The sequence below is a fragment of the Streptomyces sp. NBC_01803 genome (assembly GCF_035917415.1).
GTDB lineage: Bacteria > Actinomycetota > Actinomycetes > Streptomycetales > Streptomycetaceae > Streptomyces.
This window is the reverse complement of the sequence record NZ_CP109073.1, coordinates 2587056-2602019: the sequence shown is the minus strand read 5'-3', so window position 1 is coordinate 2602019 and position 14964 is coordinate 2587056. Positions and strand designations below refer to the sequence as shown.

Annotated in this window: 15 protein-coding genes; 9 read left to right on the top strand and 6 right to left on the bottom strand. The window is 72.5% G+C overall.

What is annotated here, in order from left to right; all coding sequences use genetic code 11:
- Positions 1-4: 4 nt before the first annotated feature.
- On the bottom strand, positions 5-256 hold the full coding sequence (locus OIE51_RS11320; RefSeq protein ID WP_326597410.1) for a hypothetical protein: 252 nt from the start codon (positions 254-256) through the stop codon (positions 5-7).
- 4 nt (positions 257-260) lie between these two features.
- Positions 261-674 (bottom strand): hypothetical protein, encoded by a 414-nt coding sequence (locus OIE51_RS11315; protein WP_326597409.1) that lies wholly within the window; start codon positions 672-674, stop codon positions 261-263.
- Positions 675-803: 129 nt separating this feature from the next.
- Here OIE51_RS11315 and OIE51_RS11310 point away from each other — a divergent pair, with 129 nt between their 5' ends.
- The 6 genes from OIE51_RS11310 (at position 804) to purU (ending at position 6486) form a co-directional block, all read left to right on the top strand.
- On the top strand, positions 804-1652 hold the full coding sequence (locus OIE51_RS11310) for a helix-turn-helix domain-containing protein (protein WP_326597407.1): 849 nt from the start codon (positions 804-806) through the stop codon (positions 1650-1652).
- Entirely contained in the window at positions 1649-1993 is a 345-nt protein-coding gene (locus OIE51_RS11305; RefSeq protein WP_326597405.1) for a DUF397 domain-containing protein, read from the top strand. The genes OIE51_RS11310 and OIE51_RS11305 overlap by 4 nt, the downstream gene beginning before the upstream one ends.
- Positions 1994-2158: 165 nt before the next feature.
- On the top strand, positions 2159-3193 hold the full coding sequence (locus OIE51_RS11300; RefSeq protein WP_326597403.1) for a DUF1259 domain-containing protein: 1035 nt from the start codon (positions 2159-2161) through the stop codon (positions 3191-3193).
- A gap of 386 nt (positions 3194-3579) precedes the next feature.
- Positions 3580-5091, top strand: coding sequence for a hypothetical protein (locus tag OIE51_RS11295; protein WP_326597402.1), 1512 nt, complete (start codon positions 3580-3582; stop codon positions 5089-5091).
- Between the two features lie 50 nt (positions 5092-5141).
- Complete coding sequence (locus OIE51_RS11290; RefSeq protein WP_326597400.1) at positions 5142-5588, top strand: SCO4402 family protein; 447 nt, start codon at positions 5142-5144, stop codon at positions 5586-5588.
- Positions 5589-5613: 25 nt separating this feature from the next.
- Positions 5614-6486 carry a formyltetrahydrofolate deformylase gene (purU, locus tag OIE51_RS11285; protein WP_326597398.1) on the top strand — a complete coding sequence of 291 codons (873 nt, stop codon included), beginning with the start codon at positions 5614-5616 and terminating at the stop codon, positions 6484-6486.
- Between the two features lie 64 nt (positions 6487-6550).
- Here purU and OIE51_RS11280 read toward each other — a convergent pair whose 3' ends face one another.
- Together OIE51_RS11280 and OIE51_RS11275 are read right to left on the bottom strand one after the other, a co-directional pair.
- Positions 6551-7759 (bottom strand): zf-HC2 domain-containing protein, encoded by a 1209-nt coding sequence (locus OIE51_RS11280; RefSeq protein ID WP_326597396.1) that lies wholly within the window; start codon positions 7757-7759, stop codon positions 6551-6553.
- A gap of 170 nt (positions 7760-7929) precedes the next feature.
- Entirely contained in the window at positions 7930-8475 is a 546-nt protein-coding gene (locus tag OIE51_RS11275; RefSeq protein ID WP_442811906.1) for a sigma-70 family RNA polymerase sigma factor, read from the bottom strand.
- A gap of 339 nt (positions 8476-8814) precedes the next feature.
- On the opposite strand from OIE51_RS11275, the gene OIE51_RS11270 reads away from it, so the two are divergent.
- Positions 8815-9189, top strand: coding sequence for an STAS domain-containing protein (locus OIE51_RS11270; RefSeq protein ID WP_326597395.1), 375 nt, complete (start codon positions 8815-8817; stop codon positions 9187-9189).
- A 185-nt stretch (positions 9190-9374) separates the two neighbouring features.
- Entirely contained in the window at positions 9375-9860 is a 486-nt protein-coding gene (locus tag OIE51_RS11265; protein WP_326597393.1) for an ATP-binding protein, read from the top strand.
- Positions 9861-10066: 206 nt separating this feature from the next.
- On the opposite strand, the gene OIE51_RS11260 is transcribed toward OIE51_RS11265, so the two are convergent.
- Together OIE51_RS11260 and OIE51_RS11255 are read right to left on the bottom strand one after the other, a co-directional pair.
- Positions 10067-11215 (bottom strand): flavin-containing monooxygenase, encoded by a 1149-nt coding sequence (locus tag OIE51_RS11260; protein WP_326597392.1) that lies wholly within the window; start codon positions 11213-11215, stop codon positions 10067-10069.
- Positions 11216-11327: 112 nt separating this feature from the next.
- Positions 11328-11978 carry a TetR/AcrR family transcriptional regulator gene (locus tag OIE51_RS11255; RefSeq protein ID WP_326597390.1) on the bottom strand — a complete coding sequence of 217 codons (651 nt, stop codon included), beginning with the start codon at positions 11976-11978 and terminating at the stop codon, positions 11328-11330.
- 228 nt (positions 11979-12206) lie between these two features.
- Here OIE51_RS11255 and OIE51_RS11250 point away from each other — a divergent pair, with 228 nt between their 5' ends.
- Positions 12207-14654: a serine/threonine-protein kinase gene (locus tag OIE51_RS11250; RefSeq protein ID WP_326597389.1), complete on the top strand. Its 2448-nt coding sequence runs from the start codon at positions 12207-12209 to the stop codon at positions 14652-14654.
- Positions 14655-14964: the final 310 nt, after the last annotated feature.

Below are 14964 nucleotides of genomic sequence, written 5' to 3'. Positions count from 1 at the left end.
CGCCTCACCGGTTGAACCGCTGCACCGGCCGGATCACCTGGGCCGCCTCGGGGGCGTCGCGCGTATCGATCCCCCATTCCGTGAACCGACGCCGGACCGTCGTCTGCGACACCTGGAAGGACCGGGCGAGCGAGGCGAGCGATTCGCCTTCCTCGTAACGGGCGATGGCGGCGGCCTTCGGAATCGCCACCCGGCGCGACGGCAAATAGATCTGCGCCCCGCGGAACGCGCAGAACTTGGCGCCGTGCCGTTCCACGAGTTCAGGGTGCCTGCACCGTGTCATGGCCTGCCTTTCCCTCTCTGGCGTCCTCGATTTCCCCGATGCGAGCCGTTCGCAGCCGGTGCGGAGTGGAGAGCCACTCGTACGGGGTGTGCAGCGAACGCAGCCGGACGTTGGGGCCCACGGCTGAAATCACCTCGCCGACTCGGCGTTCACCGCCGTCCCATACGGCGATTCCCGCCGAGGGCCACGGCACGATGCCCTTGACCATGAGATCCGCGATCAGCGAGGGGAGTTCGGCCGATGTCGCGGTGACGCGCACGACGGTTCGCCCCTCGTCGTCCCTTTCCAGCCGGACCTCGACCTGCCCGGCCCCCACCAGCTCCAGGACATCCCGTATGCGGTCACGGGCATGCCGCGCCGTCAGATCTCGCTCGTCCTGAGGAACCGTCATCAGAATTCCGCTCCCTTGTCCCGGCCCATCCGGCCCACTTACACCCCGAGGGAACGCGCAGTAGTGTCGCCAGAGCAGAGAGCGATACAAGCAGCGTTGTTGTGCTGGGGAGTTACAGGGAGCAAGGCAATGGGCAAGGCCATTCGCAGGAGCCAGTTCGCGCAGTTCCGTGGCGGTTGGAAGTTCTTCGGCGCCGAGTTGAAGCGCCGCAGGGAGGTCGCCGGGATGACGCAGGCGGACTTGGGGCTCCTGGTCTTCTGCTCGGCCGGTTACATCGGCCTGTTCGAGCAAGGCATCCGCAGGCCCAAGCAGGACCACGCGCAGCGGTTCGATGCCGCCCTACAAACCGATGGTTTTTTCGAGCGGATGTGGAAAGAGCTGATCAAACAGCAGCCGTTCGCCGAGTTCTTCAGCGACGCGGCGGAGCATGAGCCGCTGGCCCTGACCATCTGCGACTGGGCGCCGCTCCTCGTCCCCGGTCTGCTCCAGACCGAGGGATATGCCCGCGCGGTCTTCGGCGCCCACAGCCCGCTGATGCCCGAGGAGGAGATCAAGAACCGCGTCGCCAACCGCCTGGCGCGCGCCGACATCCTGAAGCCCGCCGAGGGCACTACAGCGCCCCTGTATTGGTCGGTCCTGGACGAGAACATCCTGCGTCGCCCGGTCGGTGGCCGGGCCGCGATGGGCGAACAGCTCACTCACATCGCGCGGACCGTCAAAGAGCGCCGCGCCCTGGTCCAAATCCTTCCCTACGCGGTGGGCGCGCACGCGCTCATGGAAGGGTTCGTCACACTGATGACGTTCGGGGAGGCCCCGCCGCTGGCCTACGTCGAAGGCCCGCACATCGGCCAGTTGATCGATGATCCGGCGCTGTTTGCCCAGTACCAGATGTCCTACGATCTGCTTAGGGCTTCGGCGTTGCCGCATGAAGAGTCCCTATCCCTGATCGAATCGGCGGCAGAGGACTTCATGAAATGACCACTTACGACCTCAGCACGGCCCGGTGGCGGAAGAGCAGCTACAGCGGCGGCAGCAACGGATCGTGCGTCGAGGTGGCGGACAACATCCCCGGCGTCGTCCCCGTCCGTGACTCCAAGGTGCCCGGCGGCCCGGCGCTGGTGATCCCGGCGGCGAGCTGGTCGTCGTTCATCGCGGGGGGCTGGCGGAAGAGCAGCTACAGCGGCGGCAGCAATGGGGACTGCGTCGAGGTGGCGGACGGCGTTCCCGGCGTCGTCCCCGTCCGTGATTCCAAGGCCCCGGAGGGTCCGGCGCTGGTGATCCCGGCGGCGAGCTGGTCGTCGTTCATCGCCACGCTCTAGCAACCGGGGACGGCGCTCGCCACTCCGAAGCGGCGGCCGGAGTACCCGTTGATCGGCTGATGCGCCTATCGGATGTAGCTCTAACGAGTGGCCCTGACGCTCACGATTCGTTCGTCGGGCCGAAATGTCCGGAATAAGCCGATTTTTCATGCTCAGATTCCAGGCATGACTGTAGACCGAGAGCGGGACACGCTCACACGGGGTACCACGCCGCGACGGCAGCTGATGGCCGCGGCGGCGCTGGCGCCGGTGCTGGCCGGAGCGGGCGCGGGCATCGCCCGCGCGGACTCCGGCGGGATGTCCAGCGGGGGCGGGCTGCTCCAGCCGCTGCCCACCGTCGAGTCGGACTGGAGCGATGTCGCGACGGCCCTGGGCCGACCGGGCGGCATCCGCCGCAAGATGCTCTACCACACGGACTTCACCCGAAGAGACCTGCGCGTCGTCTCCTACGGCATCACCATCACCCCGGCCTTCGCGCTGGGCACGCACGTGGCCTTCGTCCGTTACTCCGACGACAGCACACTGCTCATGGGCGACCTGGTGGTCACCGAGAGGGAACTCCAGCGGGTCAGCGACGCCCTCCACTCGCACGGGATCGCCCAGACGGCGATCCACAAGCACCTCCTTTCCCAGACTCCCGACATCTGGTGGACCCACGTCCACGCCCACGGCCACGACCCGGTCGCCCTCGCGCGCGGCATCAAGGCGGCCATCGACTGCACCACGACACCGCCCCCGCCCCCGGAGTCGGAGCCGGATGAGCCGGCGGTCGACCTCGACACGGCGGCCATCGACGACGCGATGGGCACCCCCGGGATCGACTCGGAGGGCGTCTACAAGTGCATCTTCCTCCGCCGCGAGACGATGAACCACGACGGCCGTGTCCTTCCCCCGGGCCTCGGCGCCACGACGGCCCTCAACTTCCAGCCCCTGGGCGGTGGCAAGGCCGTCCTGAACGGCGACATCGCCATGATCGGATCGGAGGTCCAGAACGTCCTGGTGGCCCTGCGCAAGGGCGGTATCGGCCTCGTCACCCTCCACAACCACGGCCTGATGGACGAACCGCGCCTGTTCTTCTTCCACGTCTGGGCGGTGGGCGACGCGGTCCAGATCGCCAAGGCCCTCCGCCCGGCCGTGGACGCGACGGACGCGGTCGCGGTCGGCAGCCAGGGAAGCGGCGGCCCTCAGCGGGAGGTGTGACCGTCCCCAACCGGTGACCAGCCGACCAGGGCCGGGCCCTCCCGCCCCGGCCCTGGTCGGCTCCCTGACACCCGCCGACCTGACGTTCGGTGTGGCCGCGCGCACGCCGCGCGGAGCCGAGGGGGGACACAGAGATGACACGGGCCCGGGAAGCCGACCCGGCCACCTCGTTCGTCAGGAGGCCGGGCACGTCGGCGGGCCGCGCGGACGCGGGAGGCGGGAGGCCGGAGGCGGGCGAACGGCGGATGGCCGGGCCTGGGGCCGCGAGGCGGGGTTGGGGGTTGGCGCTGACCTGGGGGGCTTGACGGGTGGGAGGCGGCGCGGCGAACCTCCTGGGGAGCGGGTAGCGTGGCCCGGCGAATGGCGAGCAGTAACGAGGAGCCTCGGTGACCAGCCACAGCGGACGCGACGACGAGCCCCGCGAGGGCGTGATTCTGCCGTCGGGTGAGGGCGGTCCGAACGCGGATCCGGCGATCGGTGTTCCGGCCCCGGGCCAGCCCTGGGGGCAGCCGTGGGGGCCGGAGGCGACGCCTGCTCAGCCACCGGGGCCACCGCAGTCGCCCCCGCCCGCGCAGCCGCCCGCCGAGCCTCCCGTTGTTCGCCGGGGGCGGCACTCGCTGCCGCCGGAGCCCACGCCGCCTCGGCCCCAGGCGCCGCCGCAGGTGTCGGTGGACGAGGACGCCACCGCCTACATACCAGCCGTGGAGGCCACCGCCCAGATCCGGCGGCTGCCCAGTCGGCCCACCCCGGAGCGGCCCTCGACGCCGCCCGTGGACAGTGAGGGCGCCACGCAGCTCATCCCGCCGGTGCGCCCGGGCGACGATGAGGCGGCCACGCGGTTCATCCCACCCGTGCCGGCTGTGGACGATGAGGCGGCCACGCGGTTCATCCCACCCGTGCCGGCTGTGGACGACGCGGCGGCCACGCGGTTCATCCCACCCGTGCCGGCTGTGGACGACGAGGCGGCCACGCGGTTCATCCCACCCGTGCCGCCTGTGGACGACGAGGCGGCCACCCGGGTCATGCCGCCCGTACCGGACGCCGGCCGGGACCCGGAGGCGACCACGCGGTTGCGCGCGGTCCGGCCCGGCCCGCCCCGGCGGTCCGCCCCGGCGCCGACGCCGCCGCCCGGGTTCGACAACCTCTTCCGTTCCGCCGCCACGCACACGCCGCAGGACGACCTGCCGCCGCCGTACTACGACGAGGACCGCGAGCCGAGGCGGCGTAACCCCGCGCTCGTCGTCATGGCCGTCGTCGTCGGCTGCGCCATCGTCGGCCTCGGCGCCGGCGCCGCCCTCAGCGGCGGAGGAGGCGGGGACGGTGGCGGGCCCGCCGAGGTCTCCCAGGGCGTGACGCCCGAAGAGACGGAGGGCGAGGCCGAGGACGGACAGAACGAGACGGAGCCCGAAGCCGCGCCGCGGGAGGCAGAGAACGACGCCGAGGCCGCCGCCCAGGCACAGGACCTCTCCTCGCTGCTGGACGACAGCAACGACAGCCGGGACAGCGTCATCGCGGCCGTCGCCGACATCCGCCAGTGCAAGCACCTGAACCGCGCCGCCACCGACCTGCGCGCCGCCGCCCAGCAGCGCAACGGCCTCGTCACCCGGCTCGAGGGGCTCCCGATCGACGCCCTGCCGCAGGGCGACGCCCTCGTCCAGTCCCTCACCGAGGCGTGGCGTGCCTCGGCCGAGGCCGACGAGCACTACGCGGCGTGGGCCGACCAGGCCAGCCAGGACCGGCAGGTCTGCGACGGCGGCCAGGCCCAGCACACCGACCGGGCCACGCAGGGCGACAGCGCCAGCGGCCGGGCCACGCAGGCCAAGGAGCAGGCGGCCGGGCTGTGGAATCCGGTCGCCCGGGATCACGGCCTTCCCGAGCGGGCGGCGACCGAGCTGTGACGGCGGAGATGCCCGGTACCCCTTCCCGTCAGACCCGCCGGTCCTCCACCATGGCAGGCATGCCGCTCAACGACATGCCCTGGTGGCGCTGGCGAGCCAACGTGCGCTCGGCCCTGCACATGCTCTCCGATCCCGCGTTCCATCAGAACTGCTGGGCGGCCGGTGCGCCCGGCTACGGGGACGTGACCGACGCCGTCTACCGCCTGGTCGAGGACACCTGGCTGGACAACTGGTCGGCCGAGAAGTACGTCGGGACCGTCTTCCGGGACAGCCAGGAGGCGGCCCTGGTGGACGTCGTCGTGCTGCGGGTGCTGCGGATCATGCACCAGGTCGGCGCCGACGCGCCCGTCACCGCCTACCTCCAGCACCACGGCTGGCCGGAGGCCGTCCGCGCGGCGCGCGAGGCGCACACCCGGCTCGCGTTCAACGACGGTGACGACCCTGACACCCGCCCGCGCACCCTGGACGAGCTGGCTGCGGCGCTGCACACGATCTGACGGGGATGTGCCACCCTAGAGCACCATGACCCCCGAGCAGTCCGCCCAGACCGACGACTACGTGCTGACCCTGTCCTGCCCGGACAAGCCCGGAATCGTGCACGCGGTCTCCAGCTTCCTCTTCATGACCGGCTGCAACATCGTGGACAGCCAGCAGTTCGGCGATCGCGACACCGGACTCTTCTTCATGCGGGTGCACTTCTCGGCCGTCGAGCCGGTCACCCTGGAGAAGCTGCGGGCCAGCTTCGCGGCCATCGGGGACACCTTCCAGATGGACTGGCAGCTTCACCCGGCCGACCGGAAGACGCGCGTTCTGCTGATGGTCAGCAAGTTCGGCCACTGCCTCAACGACCTCCTCTTCCGCTCCCGGATCGGCGCGCTGCCGGTCGAGGTCGCGGCCGTCGTCTCCAACCACACCGACTTCGCCGAGCTGTCCGCGTCGTACGGCATCCCGTTCCACCACATCCCGGTCACCGCCGACACCAAGGCGGAGGCCGAGGCGCGGCTGCTGCGGATCGTCGAGGACGAGGAGGTCGAGCTCGTGGTGCTGGCCCGCTACATGCAGGTCATCTCGGACGATCTGTGCAAGCGGCTGCCGGGCCGGATCATCAACATCCACCACTCCTTCCTGCCGAGCTTCAAGGGCGCGCGCCCCTACCACCAGGCGCACGCGCGGGGCGTGAAGGTCATCGGGGCGACGGCGCACTATGTGACGGCCGAGCTGGACGAGGGCCCGATCATCGAGCAGGAGGTGGAGCGGGTCGGGCACGAGCTGACCCCGCAGCAGCTGGTGGCGGTCGGCCGTGACGTCGAGTGCCAGGCGTTGGCCCGTGCGGTGAAGTGGCACAGCGAGCGCCGGGTGCTCCTCAACGGGCGCCGCACCGTCATCTTCGCCTGAGCCCGGCAGGGCCGGCGAGAGCCCGGCACGGGGCTCGGCACGGGGCCCGGCACGGGGCCCGGGATCACAGCCGGGAGAGGGCCGCCGCCGCGAAGAGCACATCCCTTATCACCGCGGGATCGCCCTCGCCGCCCGAGGCCGCCTCCTCCGGGGTTATTCGACCCGCGGCGAGCTGGCAGAAGACCACGTCGTCCAGCGCCACATGGGCCACCGCGCTCCGCGTCTCGGTGCGGGCGACGGCGGCGGTCGGCGAGTCGAGCGGTATGTACCAGTGGCCGCCGCCCGCGCCCTCCACCTCCAGATGGATCGTGCGGCCCGTCGCGCCGGCCGTCGTCAGCCGCCCGGGCGAGGTGGCGAGCCCGGCCCGCCGCCGTCCGGCGATGCTGCCGGGCAGCCGCCGCGCGGCCAGATCGACCAGCAGCCGCAGGTGGGCGCCGTACGGCGGCCCGTACGGATATTCGACGGCCGCCGCGATGTCCCCGGCGTGCACCCAGCAGGCGAACGCCCGGCCCAGGTAGTCGTCGGGGAGGGCCGTCTCGCGCCGCCCGGCCGCCGCGCGTACCAGCGCGCGGGTCTGCTCCCGCCACGGCAGCCAGGGGGCGCGCGGCTCGGCGCGCGGCTCGGGAGCCGCGCGCCAGCGGGCCAGGGTGCGGGCGACCGGGTCGTGACCGGGAACGGGAACGGGAAGCGGACCGGGAACGGGCCCGTCGTCATCGCCGTCACCGGCGAGCGGGTCCGGCAGGCCGACCGTCCTGGCCAGCAGCCCGTCCACGGCCAGCAGGTGGTCCAGCACACCGGCCACCGTCGTCGCCCGGACGTGCCACCGGTCGTCCTCGAACCAGCGCAGCTCGACGGTCGCGCGCCACTCGTCCTCGGCCATGTCGTTCAGCAGCGCGTCCAGGCGGGCGGCCTCCGCGTCGAGCGGCGCGGCCCAGGGCGGCACCGGCACCGCGGCGGGGCGGCGGGTGAGGCAGCCCTCCAGCACGCGCACCCGCAGCCGGGGGTCGAGATCGAGGCTGCGCTGCGGTTCGAGGAAGGTGACGGCCTCGCGTAGCCGCAGCGCCTCCTCGGCGCACCGGCCGCAGTCGGTGAGATGGGCCTCGACGCGCTCAGCCTCCTCGGGGGAGCAGGCCGACAGCGCCCAGGCGCCGAGCAGGGACATGAGGTCGTGGTGGGTGGACATCGGCTCGCTCGCCTCCGGCTGCCGGGTGGGGGCCGTCGCGGTGTCCTCCGCGCCCGGCGGCGGCAGGCCCGCCCGCGCGAACGACTCCACGAAGTGCGTGAACCTGTTCCGGGGGCGCGGCACACGTGGATCGCCACCGGAACGCGTCCCGTCCGGACCGGGAACGTCCGGCGTCCGGTCCTCGGGGCCGGAACCGGGACCGCGAGCGTGATGGGGACCGGGGTCATCCGGTCCCCATCCGTCGTGCGCGTGCGGCGTGGTCACAGGTCCTCCGCGTCGTACTGGGTGGCGGTGGACAGCAGTTGCAGACCCAGGCGCAGTCGGCGGCGGGCCTCCGCCTCGGTGATGCCGAGCCGTTTCGCCATCCGCCGGTAGTCCCGCCGCTGGAACCGGGTGAGTTCGAGCGCCTCGCGCAGCGGCGCGGGCATCGCGGTGACGATGTAGTCGGCCCTGGCGGCCGTGGACGCCGCACGCGCCTGCTCGGCCGCCTCCGCCCGTTCGGCCGCGCTCGCCCGGCCGTCGAGGTCGGCGCGCAGCCGCTGGACGGCGAGCCGGTGGGCGAGGCCGGCGATCCAGGAGCGCATCGGTCCGGTGTCCGGGGCGAAGTCCCGCGGCGATTCCCAGATGACGGCGAACACCTCGCGGGTCACCCGCGCGGTGGCGTTCTCGTCGTTGAGCACCCGCTGGGCGATGCCGTAGACCAGCGACGCGAAACGGTCGTACAGCTCGGCGAGCGCGGCGGCCTCTCCGCGCTCAAGCCGCTGAGCCGTGCTCCGGTCCCAGCACGGCGGTGTCTCGTGCGCCATCAGGCCCCCAATTCCCGCTCCCCGCCCGCCTTGCGACAACCTTCGGCCCCGTGCGTAGCGTCAAATGTAGTGCGCGGCGCCGTTCGTGCGCGCCCCGTGTGGTGATTGCGCCCCCGGAACGCGACCGGGCGCGCCTGAGGAGAGGTGATGCGTGGCGACGAGGAAAGTGGGCAGGTCGCTCGGAGAGAAGCGGTTTTTCCGGCGGAGAGTGAGCACCGGCGGACAACAGAGCGCACGAAGTCGACAGATCAGCGACAACAATGACAACAATGACAACAACGACGACGACAACAACGACGACAACAACGACAACGACGACGGCAGAAGGGTCCCAGCGACGTGGCGTTGAGGGTGCACGGAGAGCAGCGAGGGGAGTGGGCCGTCCTGCGGGTCGTCGGTGAGCTGGACCTGGCGACCTCGCCGGCCGTCCGCCATCAGGTGCACGACGCGGTCGCGGACGGCCGCAGGCAGGTCGTGCTCGATCTGTCCGAGGTGATGTTCTGCGACTCCAGCGGGGTCGGAGTCCTCGTGGCCGCGCGCCGGTTGATGCGCTCGTGCGCCGGAGAGCTCCGGCTGATCCTGCCCGCGCGCGGCGCGGAGGACGGCTCGCACGTCAACCGGGTGCTGGCCGCGCTCGGTGTGCGGCGGCTGTTCGACTGCTATCCCGACCTTGAGTCGGCCGCGGGCGGCGCCGGGACGCCGCTGTCCGCCTGAGCCCTGCCTAAGTAATGTTCGAGTGAGCCGCTCGGCGTTCGCACAGGTCAGCGTGCGCTTACTCCTTTGCGCCGGAATATTCCTGAAGCACTTGTTGTCCGACTCGCCCGTCAATCATGCTGGCCCCCACCGAGATTGTGCTCGGTGTGAGGGGATTTGTCCGCCCGGTTCGGATGGTGTGAACGGTGCAGGAGCTGGAAAAGCAGTTGGATGTCGCCCCCGAGCCCTCGGAAGTGGGCCGTGCCCGGCGGTGGGTTCGGGCGCAGCTCGGGAGGGGGCAGCCCTGTCCGGCCCGTCCTGACGAGTCGCAGACGGACACGTTGGTGCTGCTCGTCTCCGAGCTGGTGACGAACGCGGTGGTGCACACGGGCCGTCCGGCCGTGCTGCGGCTGGCCGTCCGACGGGTGGCGGCCGGGCGGGACGTGCCGGTCCGGCTGGAGGTGGTGGACGACAGCAGCCGCGCGCCCCGGCCCAGACATGCCGAGGGCGAGGACACCGGCGGGCGCGGACTGGAGTTGGTGGAGGTGCTCGCCGACCGCTGGGGCTGGCAGCGCGAGGAGCAGGGCAAGCGGGTCTGGTGCGAGCTCGATTGCTCGCCGGCCGGTTCGCCCAGGGGTGAAGAGGCTTCAGAGCCGTCGGAGCCGGGCAGAAGAGTTCCGGCCGGCTATTGACGTTCCGTGCCTATCTGATCACCTAGAGAGAGGATTCCGCTCAGTCCGTTGGAGGCCGGGTTGGGCGGGATGGGGTGATGCGCTGCGAGGGGACGTCGAGGCCCCGCCCCCGTGGCGGGCGTGCTCGGCGAGTGCGGATCACCCTGCCGGGCCCCCTCCCCTTATGGGGAGGGGTGTCCCTTCGGACGACGATCGCTCGTTTCGGATCATGGCCTCCGACCGCCGACGGCGTGCCGTTGGGCGATGGCGGCGGCGATCTTCGGGGCGTCGCGCGCCAGTTCGCGCAGGTTGCCGCTGATCGGATTCGTGTAGCCGATGAAGTACAGCCCGGCGGCGGCCGGATGGGTCTCGGCGCCGTGCACCAGCGGACGGCCGTCGCCGTCCAGCACCCCGAGATAGCCGACGAGCGGGCCGAGCCCGCTGCGGTAGCCGGTGGCCGCTATGACGACATCGGGACCGATGGTCTCGCCGTTCGCCAGCACCACCTTGCAGCCGTCGAACGACTCGACCGCGGCGACGGGTTGGACCAGGCCGCGGCGCACCGCGCGGACAAGTCCCGCATCCAGCACCGGGATCGACCCCTCGCGGGCCCGCGAGTACAGTCCCTGCTCCGGCCGGGGCAGGCCGTACCGGGCCAGGTTGGGCAGCTGCCGCGCACCGAGCCGGATCAGCCGGTCCGTCAGGACGACCGGCAGTCCGCGGCACAGGATCGCGTTGGCCTGCGTGGGCCAGCCCAGCGTCGCGCGCCGCAGGATGTGCGGCGCGGTCCGCACCGCCAGCCGCACCCGCCCGGCACCACCGGACGCCAGGTCCGCGGCTATCTCGGCGCCGCTGTTGCCGCTGCCGACGACCAGCACGTCCCGGCCCCGGAACGGCTCGGGGGTGCGGTACGCGCTCGCGTGCAGCAGCTCGCCCGCGTAGTCGTCCAGGCCGGGCCAGTCCGGCAGCTTCGGCGTGTGGCCGGTCGCCACCACGACGGCGGCGGCGCGCAGCCGGCGCCCGCCGGTCGCGTGCAACAGCCAGTCGCCGGTCCCCGGTTCAGGCCGCTCGACGCCGAACACCTCGACCCCGGCGGCCAGATCGATTCGGTGGTGCCGCGCGTAGGTCTCCAGGTAGCGCACGAAGTCGTCCCGACGCACCCAGCGTCCGGCCGACCTCGGGATCGGCAGTCCGGGCAGCGAGGACCAGCGGCGGGTGGTGTGCAGCCGCAGCCGGTCGTAGTGCGCGCGCCAGGACGCCCCCACATCACTGGACTTCTCCACCACGACGGCCCGGACCCCCCGGCGCGCGAGCGAAGCGGCGACGGCGAGCCCGGCCGGACCGGCCCCGATGACGTGTACAGGGGACGTAGGCATGTCCATGAGCATACGCAGACGACCCGCCTCCCTCACAGAGGGTGGCGGGTCGTGAACGCGACGGAGCGCGCGCCGTGCCAGGGACAGGAACCGGGCGGCGGCGCCCGTCCTGTTACTTCGCGGGCTTGCGGCCGGTGACGCCCAGATGCACCAGCAGCGCCAGCGTCGGCTTCAGCTCGGCCTGCTTGGCGCCCAGCGCCTGCAGGCTCTTCGGCTGCGCCGAGACCGCCGCCAGCATGGTGACCAGGGAGCCCGCCAGCGCGGCCGGGGTGACCTCCTCGTTGGCCGCCCGGCCCTTGCTCCGGAGGCTCTCGATGGCCTCGGCCAGCGGCTTCACCACCGCGCCCTGCACGCGCGTCCGCATCCGCACGAACCGCCGGTCGCCCTCGGCCGCGCCGAGGTCGATCACGCGCAGGATGGCGTCGTGTTTCCGCCAGAACGCGAGGAAGCCGTCGACCAGCTCCTCGGCGGTCTGCCGCCCCGCCTTCCCCGCCCAGGAGCGCCCGGCGACCAGCGCGGAGAGCTCGGCGCTCTCCCGGACGGTCCCCTCGGCGATCTCCAGGACGGCGGCTTCCACATCCGGGAAGTATTGATAAAACGTCGCAGGTGAGGTGCCTGCTTTACGGGCCACGTCGATGACTCTCACGTCGCGGTACGGCGAGGTGCCCAGCATCTTTCCGAGGCAGTCGAGCAGCTTCTGCCGCGTGGCCTGCCCGCGCCGCCCGGCGACGCGGCCGTCGACGGTCGTTACCTGTCCTGTCATGCCAGTCAGCTTATCGACGGGTGATCAAGGCGCGATTTGATCGCATCCAAATGGATGGACTTGTGATAGGCGCCTCGGGGCATACCGCACATCTCGCTCAATCCAGACCCGGGTTCGCCACTGTCGGTCGCGGGGGGAAGAATCGTCCTGAAGGTCCGCCGCGCCGTCTGGTGATGAGATGCTGCTCGGGGGCGGAGAAGCAGCGCCCGTACGGGGAGGTGTCAGCACATGGTGGAGCAACTAACCCAGCACGATCCGAGGCGGATCGGGCCGTTCGAGGTGCTCGGCCGACTCGGCGCCGGGGGCATGGGACTCGTGTACCTGGCCCGTTCGGCCTCCGGGCGCCGCGTCGCGATCAAGACGGTGCGCAGCGAGCTCGCCGAGGATCATCTCTTCCGGGTGCGTTTCACGCGCGAGGTCGAGGCCGCCCGCGCCGTCAGCGGCTTCTACACGGCGGCCGTCGTGGACGCCGATCCGCGCGCCGCCGTCCCCTGGCTGGCCACCGCCTATGTGCCCGCGCCCTCCCTGGAGGAGATCGTCACCGAGTGCGGCCCGCTGCCGCCCGCCGCCGTGCGCTGGCTGGCCGCCGGCATCGCCGAGGCGCTCCAGTCCATCCACGGCGCGGGCCTCGTGCACCGGGACATGAAGCCGTCGAACGTGCTGGTCGTCGAGGACGGGCCGCGCGTCATCGACTTCGGCATCGCCTCCGGGGTGTCCAACACCCGCCTCACCATGACGAACGTGGCCGTCGGCACCCCGGCGTACATGTCGCCCGAGCAGGCCAGGGACTCGCGCAGCGTCAGCGGCTCCAGCGACATCTTCTCGCTCGCCTCCACCCTCGTCTTCGCCGCCACCGGCCACCCGCCCTACCACGGGGCGAACCCGGTGGAGACCGTCTTCATGCTGCTGCGCGAGCGGCCCGACCTGTCCGGGCTGCCGGACGAGCTGCGCCCGCTGATCGAGTCGCTCATGGTCCACAAGGCCGAGGAGCGCCCCAGCCCGGCCGAGTTGCAGGCGCAGCTCGCCCCCCACCTGTTCGCCGCCAGCGACGACACCGGCAGCGCCTCGGCCTGGCTGCAGCCCGGCGCGGTCGCGCTGATCGAGCGGCGCCGCGGGCGCACCACGCAGGTGCCGGTGCCTTCCCGCGAGGCCCAGCCCGCCGGGTCGGTGTCGGCGCCGCCGTCCGCGCCGCCGTCCGCGCCTTCCTCCGCGCCTTCCTCCGCGCCGCCCGCCCGGCCGCCGATGCCGACGGGCCCGCCCTCGCCCGTTCCGCCGCTCCCGGCCGTGCCCCCGTCGCCGTCGGGAGTGCCGTCCGGTCCGCCATCGTCGGCGCCGTCGGGTGAGGAGCCCGTGCGGCTGGCGGGCTCGCGGATGCCGATCGGCCCGGGGCCGCAGCGCGGCGAGCCCGCCGCGCCCGGCGCCCATCTCGTGCCGCACTCCCCGGACTGGGCCCGCCCGCCCACCGGCGCCCCGGCCGCCTCCATGCCCAGCCCGTCCACGGCCCACCCCGGCCAGGTGCATGCCACGGGCGCCACCACCGAGGCCGCCGCTCCGGCGCGCTGGCGGCCCTGGCGCTTCCGGATGAACAACGACCTGTGGGGCTCGCCCGTCGTCCGCGACGGCCTGCTGTACGTCACCTCCTTCGAGGTGCACGCGCTCGACGTGGCCAGCGGGCGGCGGCAGTTCAAGACGCGGGAGGTCGCCTGGTCGATGGCGGTCACCGGTGGCCGGGTGCTCGCCTCCGACGGCCCGAGTCTGTACGCGCTGGACGCCACGGACGGCTCCGACCGCTGGCGGATCCAGACCGACACCTGGATCTACGCCCTGCGCGCCGAGCGCGGCACGGTCGTCACCGCCACCCGGGGCGGCGGCGTTCAGGCGTGGGAGCCGGGGACCGGCGAGCAGCTGTGGGAGCTGTCCGGCGCGCAGTCCGACTTCGAGACGCACGACACCGCGCCCGTGATGCGCGACGGGGTGGTCTACGCCTGGGGCGAGGGCCAGTTGTACGTGCTGGAGGCGCGCACCGGCTCGGAGATGTGGCGGTACCCGGTCGGGGACACCTCGGTGACCGGGGGAGTGCCGGTCCGGGTCACGCCCACGGACGACGGTGTGGTGTTCGTGTGCGCCGGCTCCCGGGTGCTGGCGCTGGACGCCGCGACCGGCGCGGAGCGCTGGCGGTTCGACGCCCCGGCCCCGATCCTGTGCCCGGCGGCGTACCAGTCCCCGTCCTCCCGCTCCGCCGGGGTGTATTTCACGGACTACCTCGGCATGGTCTACGCGCTGGATCCGGCCACCGGGGACGACCGCTGGCGGATCGCGACCGAGGCCAGGCAGTCCCTGGAGCCGGTGGTGGTCGCGGACGGGCTGGTGCACCTGGGCAGCGGCACGGCGATGTACACGCTGGACGCGGTCAGTGGCACCCCGCGCTGGCGGTTCGCGGCGGGCGACTCGATCGTCGGCTCGCCGGTCGTCAGTGACGGCAGGCTGCACTTCGGCTCGGAGGACCACTGCCTGTACACGCTGGACGCGGTGAGCGGGCGGCTGAGCTGGAAGCTCGAAACCGGCGGCGCCATCACCGGCACCCCGGCCGCCGCCGACGGCATGATCTTCGCGTGCAGCAAGGACCACTGCGTCTACGCCCTGGACGCGGCACGTGGCACACGCCAGTCCACGTAGCCCTGACCAGCCCTGACAGGTAGCGCTGCCCGGGTGGGCGGGGCGGAGCCCCGGGCGGGGTTCGGCGCGACGCGCCGGGCGTCGGTGTCCCGGAGTCCGGGGTTCCCGCTTTCGGTCTACCGGGCTACCGGTCTACCAGTTCGGCTGGGCGGACCGCCCGGTTGCGTCGTGCTGCCGGGCCGATGTCCCCGCGTCGCCGGGTGCCCGGCCGCGTACGGCCCCCGCGCCGGGATTTCCTGTCCCGTCCCGTCCCGTCCCGTCCTGTCCCGGTCCGGCCGGGACGGTCGCGGTCCGTCCTGTCCTGTCCTGT

Coding starts and splice junctions, on each gene's coding strand:
- OIE51_RS11315 (WP_326597409.1), bottom strand. CDS start 674: ATGACGGTTCCTCAGGACGAGCGAGATCTGACGGCGCGGCATGCCCGT.
- OIE51_RS11310 (WP_326597407.1), top strand. CDS start 804: ATGGGCAAGGCCATTCGCAGGAGCCAGTTCGCGCAGTTCCGTGGCGGT.
- OIE51_RS11305 (WP_326597405.1), top strand. CDS start 1,649: ATGACCACTTACGACCTCAGCACGGCCCGGTGGCGGAAGAGCAGCTAC.
- OIE51_RS11300 (WP_326597403.1), top strand. CDS start 2,159: ATGACTGTAGACCGAGAGCGGGACACGCTCACACGGGGTACCACGCCG.
- OIE51_RS11290 (WP_326597400.1), top strand. CDS start 5,142: ATGGCAGGCATGCCGCTCAACGACATGCCCTGGTGGCGCTGGCGAGCC.
- purU (WP_326597398.1), top strand. CDS start 5,614: ATGACCCCCGAGCAGTCCGCCCAGACCGACGACTACGTGCTGACCCTG.
- OIE51_RS11275 (WP_442811906.1), bottom strand. CDS start 8,475: ATGGCGCACGAGACACCGCCGTGCTGGGACCGGAGCACGGCTCAGCGG.
- OIE51_RS11260 (WP_326597392.1), bottom strand. CDS start 11,215: ATGCCTACGTCCCCTGTACACGTCATCGGGGCCGGTCCGGCCGGGCTC.
- OIE51_RS11255 (WP_326597390.1), bottom strand. CDS start 11,978: ATGACAGGACAGGTAACGACCGTCGACGGCCGCGTCGCCGGGCGGCGC.
- OIE51_RS11250 (WP_326597389.1), top strand. CDS start 12,207: ATGGTGGAGCAACTAACCCAGCACGATCCGAGGCGGATCGGGCCGTTC.